The sequence below is a fragment of the Mesorhizobium sp. WSM4306 genome, from assembly GCF_007003975.1.
Lineage (GTDB): Bacteria > Pseudomonadota > Alphaproteobacteria > Rhizobiales > Rhizobiaceae > Mesorhizobium.
Window position 1 is genome coordinate 91,885 of record NZ_VFTC01000010.1, and the last position, 14,633, is coordinate 106,517.

Below are 14,633 nucleotides of genomic sequence, written 5' to 3' on the forward strand. Positions count from 1 at the left end.
TCGGGCATGGCCGCACGACATACGTCCGGCACGCAACGACGCGGCCTTCCTAAAAACGGGAGAAGACCCATGCGATACATGCTTTTGATATACGCGAACGAAGCCGCGATGGCGGCCGCACCGAGCGACAAGACCTACGAGATCAGCACCGCCTACGGCGCCTACACCGAAGCGTTGAAGAAATCCGGAGCGTGGCTCGCCGGCGACCGGCTGAAGCCGACCCAGCTTGCCACCGCAGTGCGGACGGCCAACGGCAAGACCAATGTGCTCGACGGCCCCTACGCCGATACCAAGGAGCAGCTTGCCGGTTTCTACATGATCGAGGCCGCGGACGCCGACGCGGCGATCGCATGGGCAGCGCGCTGTCCAGGCGCCAGCGCCGGCACCATCGAGGTTCGGCCGATCTGGGAAATGACCGAGTACCCCTCTCAGAAATGACCCCGTGATGGACAGTCGACCGGAGATCGCGCGCGCGGCGGCCGAGGCGGCCGCCCGGCAAAGCTACGGCAAGCTCGTCGCCTGGCTCGCTGCGCGCACGCGCGATGTCGCGGGGGCGGAGGATGCGTTGGCCGATGCCTTCGCGGCGGCCCTTGAGCGCTGGCCGAAAGCCGGCGTGCCCGAAAAGCCGGAGGCCTGGCTGCTGGCCGTGGCGCGCCGCCGTGGCGTCGATGCGGTGCGCCGTCGGCTGACCAGCGAGGCGAGCCGCGACCATCTCAAGCTGATGGCCGAGGAGATGGAGGCAAGCATGCAAGACGAAGACCTGCCCGACGAGCGGCTCAGGCTGATGTTTGCCTGCGCGCATCCGGCGATCGAAGCCAGCGTGCGGGCGCCGCTGATCCTGCAGACGGTTCTGGGTTTCGACGCAGGAGCAATCGCCTCGGCCTTCCTGGTCTCGCCGGCGACGATGAGCCAGCGCCTGGTGCGCGCCAAGAGCCGCATCCGCGAGATCGGCATTCCGTTTCGCGTACCGGAGCGGGCCGAACTCGGCGAGCGGCTGGATACGGTGCTGGAGGCGATCTACGCCGCTTTCGCCGAAGGCTGGACCGATCCCGCCGGCACGGAGACTCGGACACGCAATCTGGCGACGGAAGGCATCTGGCTCGGACGGCTGGTGGCGTCGCTGATGCCGGACGAGCCGGAAGCGCTCGGCCTGCTGGCGCTGATGCTGTTTGCGGAGGCGCGGCGCGCGGCGCGGCGCAGCGACGACGGCGACTATGTGCCGCTGGCCGATCAGGATTGCCGGCTTTGGGATCACGCCCTGATCGATGAAGCCGAGGCGCTGCTCGGCCACGCTGCGACCATGGGCGTCATCGGCCGCTACCAGCTTGAAGCCGCGGTGCAGTCGGTGCACGCGACACGGCGGCGGACCGGCCAGACCGACTGGGCGGCGATCCGCAATTTCTACGATGCGCTGTCGGTGATATCAGGCTCGCCGGTGGTGGCGATCAACCGCGCCGTGGCGATCGCCGAGGCCGATGGGGCGGCGGCGGGGCTGGCGGCGCTTTACGTGCTGGGCGACGACAAGCGGCTCAACGACTATCAGCCCTATTGGGCCGCCCGCGCCGGCCTGCTGGCAAGGCTCGGCAACGTGCCACAGGCCAGCGAAGCCTACGACCGGGCGATCGGCCTCGAACGCGACCCGGCCGTGCGCCGTTTCCTGCAGGCCAAGCGGGCGATATTGCGAAATTGAAGCGTCCGCTCAGGCCGGCCACATCTCGTGCGCAGTGTTGAGCCGCTTCATCAGCGGATGCGCGCGCAACGCCGACCATAGGCGTTCGACGTTCGGCCAGTCGGACCGCGCCTTGTCGATATAAGGGTGCCAGGCGACCAGCATGACGAGATAGATGTCGGCCAGCGACATCGCGTTGCCGACCAGCCAGTCGCGCCCCTCAAGTGCTGCATCGAGAACGGCGAAGCCGCGGTCCATCTCGGCAATGGCTGCCTGCTTGACGGCTTTCTTGCCATCGGCATCGGTGGTGTAGCGATGGGCATAGTAGAGGCGCAGGATGGCGGGGTAGAGCGCCGACGACATGAACGCCATCCAGCGCAGGAAGTCGGCGCGGTCCGGCGATCCGGCGGCCGGCGCCAGACCCGCCTGCGGGTGGCGCTCGGCAAGCAGGATGCAGATCGCCGCCGATTCGGTTATCGATTGACCGTTGGGCAAGGTCAGCACCGGAACCTGGTTCAGCGGGCTGATGTCGAGGAAAGCCGGGTCCGGCGGGTCCTTCTTCCGCACATCGATCTGGTCGAATTGCGCGTTTGCCAGCGCCAAAGCCGCCTCGACAACGAAGCCGCCGCTGCCCGGGCGCGTATAAAGTCTGTACATCAAAATCCTCCCTGGCCGCACGAAGCAGGCCGGGGCGATTTGACCCGGAAGCCGTCCTCCGCTCAAGCCGGCGGCTGAAGCCACCAGCGGTTTTTCAGCGGTCCAGCGCGGACGGTCGTTCGCAGACGCGAGGCCTAAGCCCCCAACCCGTCGAACAGGATGGTCGAGAGATAACGCTCGGCGAAGGACGGGATGACCACCACCAGGTTCTTGCCCTTGTTCTCCGGCCGCGAGCCGACGACGATGGCCGCCTGGAGTGCGGCGCCCGACGAGATGCCGACCGGCACGCCTTCGAGGCGGGCGACGAGGCGGGCATTGGCGACCGAATCCTCATTGGAGACCTTGACGATCTCGTCATAGATGGAGGTGTCGAGGATCTTTGGCGCGAAGCCGGCGCCGATGCCCTGGATCTTGTGCGGGCCGGGCTGGCCGCCCGACAGCACCGGCGATGCCTCAGGCTCGACGGCGACGACATGCACCGAAGGCTTGCGCTGCTTCAGCACCTGGCCGACGCCGGTGATGGTGCCGCCGGTGCCGATGCCGGCGACGAAGATGTCGACACCGCCATCGGTGTCGTTCCAGATCTCCTCGGCCGTGGTGCGGCGGTGGATCTCCGGATTGGCCGGGTTTTCGAACTGCTGCGGAATGACGGCGTCGGGCAAGGTGGCGGCCAGTTCATCGGCCTTGGCGATGGCGCCCTTCATCCCCTTGGGACCTTCGGTCAGCACCAGTTCGGCACCGAGCAGCGCCAGCATCTTGCGGCGCTCCACCGACATGGTTTCAGGCATGGTCAGGATCAGCTTGTAGCCCTTGGCGGCGGCGGCGAAGGCGAGCGCAATGCCGGTATTGCCGGAGGTCGGCTCGATCAGCGTCGTCTTGCCGGGCCTGATGCGGCCCGACGCTTCAAGCGCCTCGATCATCGAAACGCCGATACGGTCCTTGACCGAGGCGATCGGGTTGAAGAATTCGAGTTTGGCCAGAAGGTTGGCAACGACGCCTTTCTCCTTGGCGAATTTGTCGAGCCGCACCAACGGCGTGTCGCCGATCGTCTCGGTGATCGAATTGTAGACGCGGCCGCGGCCGGGCACGCGCGGCGAAGAGACGGGCTTGTTCATTGGTTTCGCTCCCAGATCAGGCAATTGACATCGGCGGACAGAATAGGGCTTTCGACCGCGCAAGATAGGCTGCCGGCCGAAAATATCGAGTGGGGCGCTTGCTGAACCAACCCCGCACCTGGAAACTTATTTCCTTTCAACGGACTGTTGGAGATTAGCCGATGCTCCTCAGCTTCGTCATCCTGGGGCGTAGCAGTCGCGAAGCGACGTCGCGGAGAACCCTAGGATCCATGCCGTGACCGCCGAGCGCCGCGGCGGCAGGAGATTTTGTAGTGCCGTTGTCATTCATGGTTCCCGCAGGAATGTCATTCCCCGCCGCTGCATTCCTAGACAAGCGTCACGGCATGGATCCCAGGGTCTGCGCTCCGCTTTGCGTCGCTCCGCCCAGGGATGACGAAAGCTTACTGACGCGCCGCAATGGCTGCCGCAGCTCCAACCATGAAGCCGGCGGCGGTGCGGTTCAGCGCCTTCAGCGCGCGCGGCGATTTCAGAAACCAGCGCGCCTTGGCGGCCAGCGCCAGATAAGGCACCAGCACCACGAAGAGCACGATGACGGTGAGCGCGACCAGAATGCCGTAATCGGCGAGGGTGATGGTCTTCAGGTCGACGATGGTCGGCGTTATGGCGAGATAGAAGATCATCGTCTTCGGATTGCCGAGCGTCACGGTGAGGCCGGCAAGGAAGCTCGATACGAGACCACCCTTGCCTTTTCTGGCCTCGACGGTCTCCGGCGTGATCCCGGCGGTCCAGAACCGCCAGCCGAGGAAGGCGAGATAGGCGACGCCCAGCCATTTGATGGCGAGGAAGACCATGCCGAAGCTCTGCGCGACAAAGGCAAGGCCGAGCACCACCGCGGTGAGATAAGTGAGGTCGCCGAGCATCAGTCCGAAGGACATGGCCAGCGACGAGCGGAAGCCGGAGCCGAGCGCCCGCGCCACAAGCGCGGTGACGCCAGGGCCGGGAATGGCGGCGGCGATGCCAAGGGCGGCGCTATAGGCGAGAAAGCCGGTGAGGGTCATGACGGTTGCACCCCGTGAAGGGCCCCTGATGCCATGAAAGCCGGCAGGGGTAAAACGGATTCGATTGCGCCAGGGGTTCGGACGGTCGTCAGGGCATGGCCGAAAACGAGAGATGGTTCACTTACGCGCCGAGGAAGAGCGGCTATCCCCCATCCGCCCCACCGCACGTTGCAATCCCTAATAGCTGCGTTCTTGCGCAGCTACACCGACAGGAGCTGCCCATGCTAGCGAAACGACTTCACATCCAGCTTATGCAATGGAAGCCCTATTCCGAGGCGCGCGGGCACGAGCTGGAATGGTATCTGTGGTTCGAGGGGCGGCAGGCCTTCAGCCTGTTCGACAAGGGCGCGAGCGATATCGTCCCAGCGCCTGGGTACTTTACCGACAGCCGGAACCCCGGCGCTCACCCGGTTCATCCGATGATCTATCCGCTGGTCGTCAACAACCGCTTCAAGGTGCGGCTGGTCGCGTTGGGGCGCGACTCCCCGGACCCCGACGACACGGCCAAGGGCGAATTCACCATCGACCTCGACACCAAATATCCGCCGGTTTCCGACTGGCGCATCATTGCTGCCGATCCGCGCAACAGCGACCTCAACGTGGAAGCCTCGTTCCAGCTGCAATGGCTGGACTATGTCGACACCAACGAGATCCCCGACACCGGCGTGCCGCGCATCATCGACAAGTCCAATTATCCCTATCCATGGGGCGCGGAAGTGATGGTGTTCGAACACTGGCTCGGGCTTGGCCGCAAGGCAGCGCTCAAGCTTGTCGACCAGAACCGCGCATCGCGCCGCGAATACTGGATGATCAATGGCAATGCGGCCCGGCGCATGGTGCAGGACGTCTATCGCTTCAACGTCAACCAGCTGGGCGTCGCCAACGACACGATCAGCAGCGTTTACGTGCCGAAGCTCAATGCCGGCCACGTCACGGTGACGCTTTACGAACACGACTTCAGCGACAGCCGCTTCGCGCAAGGGGCGAAGAAGTCCTTCGGCTCGGTCGGCCTCTTCAATCTCAGGGATACCGGTTTCGACGACCGCGCTTCAGCGGCCGAGGTCATCCATACCTATCCCAAGGTGATACATCGGGACGTGCACTGGGGCAGCTCTTTGCCAAATCGGTGGGCTCAAGACGGTCCGTCGACATGAATGATGCGCCAGATGGTGCCATTGGCATCCTCGGTGAGGATGAGCGCGCCGTCTTTGGCCACCGCGACGCCGACCGGCCGGCCCCAGACGGTGTCATCGGAGAGGACGAAGCCGGTGGCGAAATCCTGGTATTCACCGGTCGGCTTGCCATCGCTGAATCTCAACCGCACCACCTTGTAGCCGGTGCGTACACCGCGGTTCCAGGAGCCGTGCAGGGCGACGAAGGCATCGCCCCGATACTCGGCGGGAAAATTGCCGCCGTCATAGAAGGCGATGTTGAGCGGCGCCGAATGCGCCTGCATCAGAACGTCCGGCACCGTGACCGAGCCGGCGAGGTCACGCCGCGCGCCCTTGTGGCGCGGGTCTTCGTTGGCGCCGATGTAATACCAGGGCCAGCCGTAGAAGGCGCCGTCCTTGACTGACGTGGCGTATTCGAAGGGGACATTGTCACCCAGCCCGTCGCGCTCGTTGACGACGCACCAGAGCGCCCCGGTCGCCGGCTGCACGGTCATCCCTGAACAATTGCGCAGGCCGGTGGCGAGGATGCGGCCATTCTTGCCGTCGGGGTCGAAAGCGAGGACGTCGGCGCGGCCGTCTTCGTCGCCCCAGGCGGCGCCGAGCGGCATGGACTTGGCCCAGGTATCGAGGCCGCCATCCGGTTCCTTCTCCATGCCCTCGGCGACATTCGATCCGGAACCGACCGAGAGATACAGCGCCTTGCCGTCGGGCGAGAAGGCGATGTCGCGGGTCCAGTGGCCACCCGATGGGATGCTGGACACGATCGTCTCCGCTTCGCCTGAGGCCTTCAGGTCGCCGTCGCGATAGACGAAGCGGACGACGCTGTCGTTGTTGGCGACATAGACCCATTGCGGCTTGTCACCCGGCGGGTAGAAGGCGATGCCGTAGGGCTGGTTGAGATCGCCGGCAAAGATTCCTTGCTCGGCAGGCTTAGCGCTGCCCTTGGTCAGTCGATAGACGCGGATCTGGTTGGCGTCGCTATCGGCGACGAACAGATCGCCATTGGGTGCCACGCGCACCACGCGCGGATTGGCGATACCGGAAGCGACCATTTCGGCCGAGAAGCCGGGCGGCAGGACAGGCTTGGTGCCTTCCGGCCGATCACCGAGGCCGGCGCCGTTGGAGGCGGATTCGGTGAGATAGGGCTTTTGCAGATCATCCGGCTTGATCAGCCGGCGCACGCCCGGTTTGTCGGCTTTCCAATCGCCGAAGGCGTCTTTGCCCGTTAGCAGCGGCTGATCGGCCTGCTGTGCGAAGGCACTGGTGGCCACAAGCAGGGCAAGGCCCGCCAAGCCGGCAATCCGAACCATGCTGTTCTCCTCGAATTCACGCCGCTCGGCGCGTGGTGCACAGAGGAGATATTGTGCGCGTGCCGCAAAAGAGAAGCGTGCGGGCACAGATTCAAGGCAGAACCGCTCAACCTTCCTCTTCGACGTCCAGATCGTCATCGAGACGCTTTTCCAGCTTCACGAGATCGTCCGGCAGCGGCAGGCCCATGGCGCGCATTTCGCGGAGTTTTTCGCGCAGCTGCTCCTGGATCTCGTGCTCGTCTTCCGGCTGGTTGACCATTTCCTCGAGCAGCAGGCTGATCTGGGCCTTGAACGATTCAAGCGCCATTCTGCGCCCTCCTTTGCGGTGATCCCGGCTTCGTACTTATCTCAACATCCGGGTAATCAATTGGGCAGTGTAGTCGACCATTGGCACGATGCGGGCATAATTCAGCCTGGTCGGGCCGATGACGCCGAGCGCGCCGACGACGCGGGCGTCCTTGTCGCGGTAGGGCGCCACCACCAGCGACGAGCCCGACAGCGAAAACAGCTTGTTTTCCGAACCGATGAAGATGCGCACGCCAGGCCCCTCTTCGGCGAGGTCGAGCAGCTGGATCAGCCCGTCCTGCGTCTCCAGATCCTCGAACAGGTGCCTGAGCAATTCGATGTCGGCCTGGGCGGTGACGTTTTCGAGCAGGTTGGCGCGGCCGCGCACGATAAGGCGCGCCGGCAGGCCGCTGTCGGCGCCGGCCCATACCGCCAGGCCTTTCTCGACCAGATCCTGCGACAGCGTGTCGAGGGCGGCCCGGGTCTCGTCCTTGATGCGGGCAATCTCTATGCGCGCCTCGGCCAGCGTGCGGCCCCTGATATGAGCGTTGAGGAAGTTCGAGGCTTCGTGCAGCTGCGACACGGTGATGCCGGCCGGCAGGTCGACGACGCGGTTCTCGACGTCGCCGTTCTGCGACACCATCACGGCCAGCGCCTTGGTCGGCTCGAGCTGGATGAATTCGATATGCTTCAGCGCCACCTCGTTCTTGGTGGCGAGCACCAGCCCGGCGCCGCGCGACATGCCCGACAGCATCTGGCTGGCTTCGGTCAGCATGTGTTCCAGCGTCGCGCCCGAGCCGGAGGCGCGCACCTGGGCCTCGATGACGCGGCGTTCCTCGTCGGAGAGATCGCCGAGTTCCATGAAGGCATCGACGAAGAAGCGCAGGCCGGTCTGTGTCGGCAGCCGCCCGGCCGAGATGTGCGGGGCATAGATCAGGCCGAGATGTTCGAGATCGCTCATCACGTTGCGGATGGTGGCCGGCGACAGCGACGACGGCAGGATGCGCGACAGGCTGCGCGATCCCACAGGCTCACCATCCTTGAGGTAGGAATCAACGATGCGCCGGAAAATGTCGCGCGAGCGCATGTCGAGCGACTGCAGCGCGGGCGCCAGCAGACTGGGTTCGGTGACTGCCTTGGTCATTCGGGCCAAAAACCTCCGTCCCAAGGATATAGACTTCCATCACCCCCGCGCAACCCGGCGTCGCTCTTGCGATCGCGGGCTGCCGCGTTTGCGGCCATTTTCCTTTGCGCCATGGGCTGCATGCGTCTACAAGCCGCCGACGCAACCGCAAAAAGAACAGAAAGAGGCCTCGATGCGCCCCTCCAAGCGCCAAGCCGACGAAATGCGCGCCATCTCCTTCGAGCGTGGCGTGTCCAAACACGCCGAGGGGTCGTGCCTGGTGAAATTCGGCGACACGCATGTGCTGTGCACGGCGAGCCTGGAGGAAAAGGTGCCGGGCTGGATGCGCAATTCCGGCAAGGGCTGGGTGACCGCCGAATACGGCATGCTGCCGCGCTCGACCGGCGAACGCATGCGCCGCGAGGCTTCGGCCGGCAAGCAAGGCGGCCGCACGCTGGAGATCCAGCGGTTGATCGGCCGCAGCTTGCGCGCCGTGGTCGATTTGCAGGCGCTCGGCGAACAGCAAATCACCGTCGACTGCGATGTCATTCAGGCCGATGGCGGCACCCGCACGGCCTCGATCACCGGCGGCTGGGTGGCGCTTTACGATTGCCTGCGCTGGATGGAAGCGCGGCAGATGGCCAGCGTTGCCAAAGTGCTGAAAGACCATGTCGCGGCGATTTCCTGCGGCATCCATGACGGCCAGCCGGTCATCGATCTCGACTATGTCGAGGATTCGTCCGCCGGCACCGACGCCAATTTCGTCATGACCGGCAAGGGCGGCATCGTCGAGATCCAGGGCACCGCCGAGGGCGAGCCTTTTTCGGAAGGCCAGTTCGCGGAGTTGATGGGGCTGGCGAAGAAGGGCATCCAGCGGCTGGTGAGTTTGCAACAGATGGCTGTGGCGTAATTTCGAAATGTCGAGCTTGAGTGCCCCCCTCTGTCCTGCCGGACATCTCCCCCACAAGGAGGGAGATTGGCAGCTTCGGCGCTCCGTTCACGCGTCCAGCGCAAGTGATTGGCAAAATCCGCGATGGAGCCTGATCTCCCCCCTCGTGGGGGAGATGCCCGGCAGGGCAGAGGGGGGCGCCTCGTGACTCCCTCCGCTATTCTTGAGTCCGCGCTTTATGTCACCGACTTGCATGCGGCCGAAATCTTCTACCGCGATGTGATCGGCCTCGAACCACTCGGCAAGGTCGAAAACCGTCACGTCTTCTTCCGCTGCGGCGCTGGCGTTCTCCTCCTCTTCAACGCCGAAGCCACAAAAATCCCGCCGGCGCCGGATGCGCGGCTGAAAGTGCCGCCGCATGGCACGGTCGGCGAGGGTCATCTTTGCTTTGCCGCAAGCGCTGATGAGTTCGCCCGCTGGAAGGCGCAGCTTGAGGCGAAAAACATCGCCATCGAAAGCGAATTCGAATGGCCGCAAGGTGGGCGTTCGATCTATATACGCGACCCCTCGGGCAATTCGATCGAATTCGCCGAGCCACGGATCTGGGGCCTTTGATGCATTCTCTCGATGGAAAGCAGATCGTCGTCGCCAGCCACAATGAAGGCAAGCTGCGCGAATTCGCCGATTTGATGGGTCCGTTCGGATTCGAGGCGAAATCGGCCAAGGACTACGGGCTGTCGGAACCGGACGAGACCGGCGCCACCTTCGAGGAAAACGCCTACATCAAGGCTGTTGCGGCGGCTAAAGCCACAGGCCTGCCGGCGCTGTCGGACGATTCGGGCCTTTGCGTCGACGCGCTTGACGGCGCGCCGGGTGTCTACACCGCCAACTGGGCCGAAACCCCGGAAGGCACGCGCGATTTCGGCATGGCCATGCAGCGCACGGAAGTGGCGCTGCAGGAGGTCGGCGCGGCCGAGCCGGCTCAGCGCAAGGGCCACTTCGTTGCCGTCATCTGCCTCGCCTTTCCCGACGGCGAGGCTGAATATTATCGCGGCGAGGCCAAGGGCACGCTGGTCTGGCCGCCGCGCGGCGAGCTCGGCTTCGGCTACGACCCGGTGTTTTTGCCCGACGGTTTCGACAAGACGTTCGGCGAGATGAGCGCCGAGGAAAAGCATGGCTGGAAGCCCGGCCAGCCGACCGCGCTGTCGCATCGCGCCCGCGCCTTCCAGAAATTCGCCCGCGCCAGGTTAGGCTCAACCTGATGCCGCTGGACCGCAGCCCGGGCTTCGGCGTCTATGTCCACTGGCCGTTCTGCGCGGCCAAATGCCCGTATTGCGACTTCAACAGCCATGTCCGCCACCAGCCGGTCGACCAGCAGCGCTTTGCCCACGCCTTCGAGACCGAGCTCGCGACGATGCGCGGGCGCACCGGACCGCGCGAGGTGACCAGCATTTTTCTCGGCGGCGGCACGCCGTCGCTGATGCAGCCGCAGACGGTGGCGGCGGTGCTTGATGCGGTGGCCAAGAACTGGACCGTGCCCGATGGCATCGAGGTGACGCTGGAAGCCAACCCGTCCTCGGTCGAGGCCGAGCGTTTTCGCGGCTATCGCGCCGCCGGCGTCAACCGGGTGTCGCTCGGCGTGCAGGCGCTGAACGACAAGGATTTGCGTTTTCTCGGCCGGCTGCACAATGTCGACGAGGCGCTGCATGCCATTGGCCTGGCGCGGGAGATTTTTCCGCGCCTCTCCTTCGATCTGATCTATGCCCGTCCCGGCCAGACGCTGGACGCCTGGCAGGCGGAGCTCGAACAGGCGATTGGCCACGCCGCCGACCATCTGTCGCTCTACCAGCTGACCATCGAGGAAGGCACGCCATTTCACGCACTGCATGCGGCACACAAATTCACCATTCCCGACAATGACCGGGCGGCCGACCTCTATGCGCTGACGCAGGAGGTCACCGCGGCGCATGGTTTGCCAGCTTATGAGATTTCCAACCACGCCAAGCCGGGCGCCGAGAGCCGGCACAATCTGACCTACTGGCGCTATGGCGAATATGTCGGCGTCGGGCCGGGCGCGCATGGCCGCTTCATTGAGAACGGCCACCGCACCGTCACCATCGCCGAGCGGATGCCGGAGACCTGGGCCAATCTGGTCGAGGCCAAGGGCCATGGCGTCACCGGCGGCGAAGTCTTGACGCGTTCGGAGGAGGCCGACGAGTTCCTGTTGATGGGGCTCAGGCTGGCCGAGGGCATCGACCTCACCCGTTACGAGGCGTTTTCCGGGCGCGGCCTGTCCAGCGCGCGGCTGTCGGTGCTGCAGGACGAGGGGCTGGTGGCGCCGATCGGCAATGCAAGGCTGCGCGCCACGCCGGCCGGCATGATCGTGCTCGATGCCGTGGTGGCGGATCTGGCGCGGTAACCCTTGAGAAACGTCCTCTTGAAATTGCTTAGCTACCGCGTGCTCTAGGCATCGTGCTTGTGGCGGTGTTTGGTGCGATCTTTCTCGGCGAGCGACTGACCGGCGCGAACTGGCTTGGCGTCGGCCTTGTCGCGGCGGACGCTGTGCTGGTCGTTCATCGGATGCGGCGGCACGCCTTCTCTGGCGCTCTTGGTTTCAAGACGGGTGATGAAGATATCGAAGCGATTGGGCATCGTCCGGTCAGTGCTCCGTCGTGCTGCTTGGCTGGGGCTGATTGTCGGAAAGCCTGACATTCGTCGGCAAGGGGGTGATGGCCCGCCTGGTCAGGCTGGTGTCGCTCTTGGCAAGCAGACGCTTGTCCTTTGGCGCGGGCACGCGCTTGCGCCCGGCATAGTAGGGCTCGAAAACGTCCTGCAATTTGAGGCTGTCCATCCTGTCCTCCTCCTCAAGAGACTCAGGTATTCAATCCGCCGGCCACGGTTTCGTTCCCCACTATGGCAAAGACATGGCGGCCGGATTACTTCCGCGTGAGATTTGGGGCGTGAGGTTCGGACCTGGACGCCAGGCGTTTTGCAACCGGGCCTGCGCCGTGCCAAACAGGGCCGAACGGAGAATGAGCGGTGACCGGCGAAAAACGCAGCTATGTGATCGGCCAGACCGAGATGCCGGCCCGGCCGCTGGAGCCGGCGCTGTATCTGGTGGCGACGCCGATCGGCAACCTCGCCGACATCACGCTGCGCGCGCTGGAAACGCTGGCCGCCGCCGACATCGTCGCTTGCGAGGACACCCGCGTCTCGCGCGTGCTGCTCGACCGCTACGGCATCCGCCGCCGCACCACCGCCTATCACGAGCACAATGCGCAAGAGGCAGGGCCGAAGCTGATCGCAGCGGTTGAGGCCGGGCAGAGTGTGGCGTTGATCTCGGATGCGGGCACGCCGCTGATCTCCGATCCCGGCTACCGGCTGGTCGGCGAGGCACAGGAACGCGGCCTGCGCGTCGTGCCGATCCCCGGCCCGTCGGCGCCGCTGGCGGCGTTGACGGCGTCGGGCCTGCCGTCCGACGCCTTCCTGTTCGCCGGGTTTTTGCCGGTGAAGGCGGGGCAGCGGCTGACCAAGCTGGAGACGTTCAAGACGGTGCCGGCAACACTGATCTTCTTCGAATCGCCGCGCCGGCTGGCCGAGACGCTGGTCGCCATGGTCGAGGCGCTGGGTGGCGAGCGCAAGGCAGCCATCGGCCGCGAGCTGACCAAGACCTTTGAGGAGATGCGCACCGGTACGCTGCGGGTTCTGGCCGACCACTATGCGGCGGCCGACACGCCGAAGGGCGAGATCGTCATTTGCGTCGGTCCCGCCGAGGTCAAGGCCGACCAACCCGCCGACATCGACCGGCTGCTTTTGTCACTAGCCGCCGAAATGCCGGCTTCGAAGGCAGCGGCGGAAGCCGCAAAGATGACCGGCGGGCAGAAGCAGGCGCTGTACCGCCGGCTGCTTGAGCTCAGGGATGCCGCTGGAGAAGGCGAAGGTGGCTGAGCGCCCGAGCGCCAGCCGCCAAAGGGCCAATCGGCGCGGCCATCGCGGCGAATGGCTGGCGGCAGCGGCGCTGATGCTGAAGGGCTACCGTATTCTCGCGCGCCGTCATCGCACGCGCTTCGGTGAAATCGACCTGATCGCGCGGCGCGGTGACCTGGTGCTGTTCGTCGAGGTCAAGGCGCGGCGCACGCTGATGGAGGCGATGGAGGCGATCGGCCATGAATCCGAGCGGCGTATCGAGGGTGCTGCAGATATCTGGCTGTCGCGCCAGCCGGACTACGGGCGGTTGTCGATGCGTTTCGACATGGTTGCGGTGCTGCCGTGGCGCTGGCCGGTGCATGTCGAGAATGCGTTTTATGGGCGGAGTTGAGGGCGGCTTACTGACAAGCGTTGCTCGCCCTTCGCTGGCTCAGGGCGTTCGTCGCTCGGAAAGCCAAGCAGTTGGCTTTCCGTCCGCTACGCGGACCGCTCCTCACCCCCAAATCATCAACGCCACCAGCCCGACGCCACCCACCACCAGCCGCCACCAGCCGAACAGCGAGTAGCCGTTGCGCGAGACGTAATCGAGCAGGAAGCGGACGACGATCAGTGCGGCGACGAAGGCGGCGACGAAGCCGATGGCGATGATCGGCAGGTCGGCTGTCGTCAGGACGTTGCGGTTCTTGAACAGGTCGAAGGCGAAGGCGCCGACCATGGTCGGGATGGCAAGGAAGAAGGAGAATTCCGCCGCCGCGCGCTTGTCGACGCCCAGAAGCAGCGCGCCGACGATGGTCGAGCCGGAACGCGACGTGCCGGGGATCAGTGACAGGCATTGGAACAGGCCGATCTGCAGGTAAAGCCGGGTCGGGAACCGTTCGACGTCGCGGTAGACCGGTTTGAGGTTCATGCGGTCCACCGCCAGCAGGACGACGCCACCGATGATCAGCATGATGCAGATCAGCCGTGGCGATTCGAACAGGATGGTCTTGATGAAATCATGCGCCAGCGCGCCGATGATGGCCGCCGGCAGGAAGGCGATCAAGATGCCGATGACGAAATGCCGTGTCAGCCGGTCATGCGGCAGGTCGAGCAGCATTTGCCACAGGCGGCGGAAATAGACGCTGAGGATCGCCAGGATGGCGCCAAGCTGGATCAGGATCTCGAAGGCCTTACCTGTGGAATGGAAGCCGAGGAAATGACCGGCAAGCAGGATATGGCCGGTGGAGGACACCGGGATGAACTCGGTCAGCCCCTCCAGCAGGCCGAGCAGCAGGGCTTCGACAATGGTGTGGCTATCCATGGCAACCTCAGGATTCAAGTGACGGAAGGAAACGGCTTGCAAATGGCTTGCTTGTCACGGCGCGGAAGTCCCCCTATAGGTCGCAACACCGTGACGGCCGCATGACGGGCCGCCAAGACTTACCGGTGCGCCCTGCGATTGGCCAGTGCGCTGAATTATCGCGGAAC

Annotated in this window: 17 protein-coding genes and 1 pseudogene; 10 read left to right on the forward strand and 8 right to left on the reverse strand. The window is 64.8% G+C overall.

Annotated features, from left to right (window positions below; translation table 11 throughout):
• Positions 1 to 69 precede the first annotated feature (69 nt).
• Both FJV77_RS14330 and FJV77_RS14335 read left to right on the forward strand, forming a co-directional pair.
• Positions 70 to 438: a YciI family protein gene (locus tag FJV77_RS14330; protein ID WP_142867448.1), complete on the forward strand. Its 369-nt coding sequence runs from the start codon at positions 70 to 72 to the stop codon at positions 436 to 438.
• 7 nt (positions 439 to 445) lie between these two features.
• Positions 446 to 1,690: an RNA polymerase sigma factor gene (locus tag FJV77_RS14335; RefSeq protein ID WP_142867449.1), complete on the forward strand. Its 1,245-nt coding sequence runs from the start codon at positions 446 to 448 to the stop codon at positions 1,688 to 1,690.
• A 9-nt stretch (positions 1,691 to 1,699) separates the two neighbouring features.
• Here the strand turns inward: FJV77_RS14335 and FJV77_RS14340 are convergent, their stop codons facing one another.
• The 3 genes from FJV77_RS14340 to FJV77_RS14350 all read right to left on the reverse strand — a co-directional run bounded on the left by FJV77_RS14340 (position 1,700) and on the right by FJV77_RS14350 (position 4,460).
• Positions 1,700 to 2,326: a glutathione S-transferase family protein gene (locus FJV77_RS14340; protein WP_142867450.1), complete on the reverse strand. Its 627-nt coding sequence runs from the start codon at positions 2,324 to 2,326 to the stop codon at positions 1,700 to 1,702.
• Positions 2,327 to 2,460: 134 nt separating this feature from the next.
• Complete coding sequence (cysK, locus tag FJV77_RS14345) at positions 2,461 to 3,441, reverse strand: cysteine synthase A (RefSeq protein ID WP_142867451.1); 981 nt, start codon at positions 3,439 to 3,441, stop codon at positions 2,461 to 2,463.
• A 401-nt stretch (positions 3,442 to 3,842) separates the two neighbouring features.
• Positions 3,843 to 4,460 carry a LysE family translocator gene (locus tag FJV77_RS14350; protein ID WP_142867452.1) on the reverse strand — a complete coding sequence of 206 codons (618 nt, stop codon included), beginning with the start codon at positions 4,458 to 4,460 and terminating at the stop codon, positions 3,843 to 3,845.
• A gap of 221 nt (positions 4,461 to 4,681) precedes the next feature.
• Here FJV77_RS14350 and FJV77_RS14355 point away from each other — a divergent pair, with 221 nt between their 5' ends.
• Positions 4,682 to 5,614 (forward strand): hypothetical protein, encoded by a 933-nt coding sequence (locus FJV77_RS14355; RefSeq protein ID WP_142867453.1) that lies wholly within the window; start codon positions 4,682 to 4,684, stop codon positions 5,612 to 5,614.
• On the opposite strand, the gene FJV77_RS14360 is transcribed toward FJV77_RS14355, so the two are convergent.
• The 3 genes from FJV77_RS14360 to hrcA form a co-directional block, all read right to left on the reverse strand.
• A complete protein-coding gene (locus FJV77_RS14360) occupies positions 5,593 to 6,942 on the reverse strand; it encodes a sorbosone dehydrogenase family protein (RefSeq protein WP_142867454.1) in 1,350 nt (449 codons plus the stop codon). The genes FJV77_RS14355 and FJV77_RS14360 overlap by 22 nt on opposite strands.
• A gap of 106 nt (positions 6,943 to 7,048) precedes the next feature.
• The gene (locus FJV77_RS14365) at positions 7,049 to 7,249 is read right to left on the reverse strand and encodes a hypothetical protein (protein ID WP_142867455.1); all 201 of its coding nucleotides are present in this window, start codon (positions 7,247 to 7,249) and stop codon (positions 7,049 to 7,051) included.
• 36 nt (positions 7,250 to 7,285) lie between these two features.
• Complete coding sequence (hrcA, locus tag FJV77_RS14370; protein WP_142867456.1) at positions 7,286 to 8,371, reverse strand: heat-inducible transcriptional repressor HrcA; 1,086 nt, start codon at positions 8,369 to 8,371, stop codon at positions 7,286 to 7,288.
• Between the two features lie 172 nt (positions 8,372 to 8,543).
• Between hrcA and rph the strand changes: the two genes are divergently transcribed.
• The 5 genes and pseudogenes from rph to FJV77_RS32910 form a co-directional block, all read left to right on the forward strand.
• Entirely contained in the window at positions 8,544 to 9,260 is a 717-nt protein-coding gene (gene rph / locus FJV77_RS14375) for a ribonuclease PH (RefSeq protein WP_023687552.1), read from the forward strand.
• Between the two features lie 183 nt (positions 9,261 to 9,443).
• Positions 9,444 to 9,854: a VOC family protein gene (locus FJV77_RS14385; protein ID WP_142867458.1), complete on the forward strand. Its 411-nt coding sequence runs from the start codon at positions 9,444 to 9,446 to the stop codon at positions 9,852 to 9,854.
• Positions 9,854 to 10,501, forward strand: a complete 648-nt coding sequence (gene rdgB / locus FJV77_RS14390) for an RdgB/HAM1 family non-canonical purine NTP pyrophosphatase (RefSeq protein ID WP_142867459.1) — start codon at positions 9,854 to 9,856, stop codon at positions 10,499 to 10,501. The genes FJV77_RS14385 and rdgB overlap by 1 nt, the downstream gene beginning before the upstream one ends.
• Positions 10,501 to 11,658 (forward strand): radical SAM family heme chaperone HemW, encoded by a 1,158-nt coding sequence (hemW, locus tag FJV77_RS14395; protein WP_142867460.1) that lies wholly within the window; start codon positions 10,501 to 10,503, stop codon positions 11,656 to 11,658. Before rdgB ends, hemW begins: the two co-directional genes overlap by 1 nt.
• Positions 11,659 to 11,702: 44 nt before the next feature.
• Positions 11,703 to 11,819 (forward strand): annotated as a pseudogene (locus tag FJV77_RS32910) (transporter); the annotation flags it as partial.
• A gap of 79 nt (positions 11,820 to 11,898) precedes the next feature.
• On the opposite strand, the gene FJV77_RS14405 reads toward FJV77_RS32910, so the two are convergent.
• Positions 11,899 to 12,090 (reverse strand): hypothetical protein, encoded by a 192-nt coding sequence (locus FJV77_RS14405; protein WP_142867461.1) that lies wholly within the window; start codon positions 12,088 to 12,090, stop codon positions 11,899 to 11,901.
• A 188-nt stretch (positions 12,091 to 12,278) separates the two neighbouring features.
• Here FJV77_RS14405 and rsmI point away from each other — a divergent pair, with 188 nt between their 5' ends.
• Positions 12,279 to 13,187 (forward strand): 16S rRNA (cytidine(1402)-2'-O)-methyltransferase, encoded by a 909-nt coding sequence (gene rsmI, locus FJV77_RS14410; RefSeq protein WP_185970315.1) that lies wholly within the window; start codon positions 12,279 to 12,281, stop codon positions 13,185 to 13,187.
• The gene (locus FJV77_RS14415) at positions 13,180 to 13,557 is read left to right on the forward strand and encodes a YraN family protein (RefSeq protein WP_185970316.1); all 378 of its coding nucleotides are present in this window, start codon (positions 13,180 to 13,182) and stop codon (positions 13,555 to 13,557) included. Before rsmI ends, FJV77_RS14415 begins: the two co-directional genes overlap by 8 nt.
• Positions 13,558 to 13,659: 102 nt before the next feature.
• On the opposite strand, the gene FJV77_RS14420 is transcribed toward FJV77_RS14415, so the two are convergent.
• Positions 13,660 to 14,466: an undecaprenyl-diphosphate phosphatase gene (locus tag FJV77_RS14420; RefSeq protein WP_142867463.1), complete on the reverse strand. Its 807-nt coding sequence runs from the start codon at positions 14,464 to 14,466 to the stop codon at positions 13,660 to 13,662.
• Positions 14,467 to 14,633: the final 167 nt, after the last annotated feature.

Bases quoted from the DNA above. Each gene is read 5' to 3' on its own strand.
- FJV77_RS14330 (WP_142867448.1), top strand. From the start codon at position 70: ATGCGATACATGCTTTTGATATACGCGAACGAAGCCGCGATGGCGGCC.
- FJV77_RS14335 (WP_142867449.1), top strand. From the start codon at position 446: ATGGACAGTCGACCGGAGATCGCGCGCGCGGCGGCCGAGGCGGCCGCC.
- FJV77_RS14340 (WP_142867450.1), bottom strand. From the start codon at position 2,326: ATGTACAGACTTTATACGCGCCCGGGCAGCGGCGGCTTCGTTGTCGAG.
- cysK (WP_142867451.1), bottom strand. From the start codon at position 3,441: ATGAACAAGCCCGTCTCTTCGCCGCGCGTGCCCGGCCGCGGCCGCGTC.
- FJV77_RS14350 (WP_142867452.1), bottom strand. From the start codon at position 4,460: ATGACCCTCACCGGCTTTCTCGCCTATAGCGCCGCCCTTGGCATCGCC.
- FJV77_RS14355 (WP_142867453.1), top strand. From the start codon at position 4,682: ATGCTAGCGAAACGACTTCACATCCAGCTTATGCAATGGAAGCCCTAT.
- FJV77_RS14360 (WP_142867454.1), bottom strand. From the start codon at position 6,942: ATGGTTCGGATTGCCGGCTTGGCGGGCCTTGCCCTGCTTGTGGCCACC.
- FJV77_RS14365 (WP_142867455.1), bottom strand. From the start codon at position 7,249: ATGGCGCTTGAATCGTTCAAGGCCCAGATCAGCCTGCTGCTCGAGGAA.
- hrcA (WP_142867456.1), bottom strand. From the start codon at position 8,371: ATGACCAAGGCAGTCACCGAACCCAGTCTGCTGGCGCCCGCGCTGCAG.
- rph (WP_023687552.1), top strand. From the start codon at position 8,544: ATGCGCCCCTCCAAGCGCCAAGCCGACGAAATGCGCGCCATCTCCTTC.
- rdgB (WP_142867459.1), top strand. From the start codon at position 9,854: ATGCATTCTCTCGATGGAAAGCAGATCGTCGTCGCCAGCCACAATGAA.
- hemW (WP_142867460.1), top strand. From the start codon at position 10,501: ATGCCGCTGGACCGCAGCCCGGGCTTCGGCGTCTATGTCCACTGGCCG.
- FJV77_RS14405 (WP_142867461.1), bottom strand. From the start codon at position 12,090: ATGGACAGCCTCAAATTGCAGGACGTTTTCGAGCCCTACTATGCCGGG.
- FJV77_RS14420 (WP_142867463.1), bottom strand. From the start codon at position 14,466: ATGGATAGCCACACCATTGTCGAAGCCCTGCTGCTCGGCCTGCTGGAG.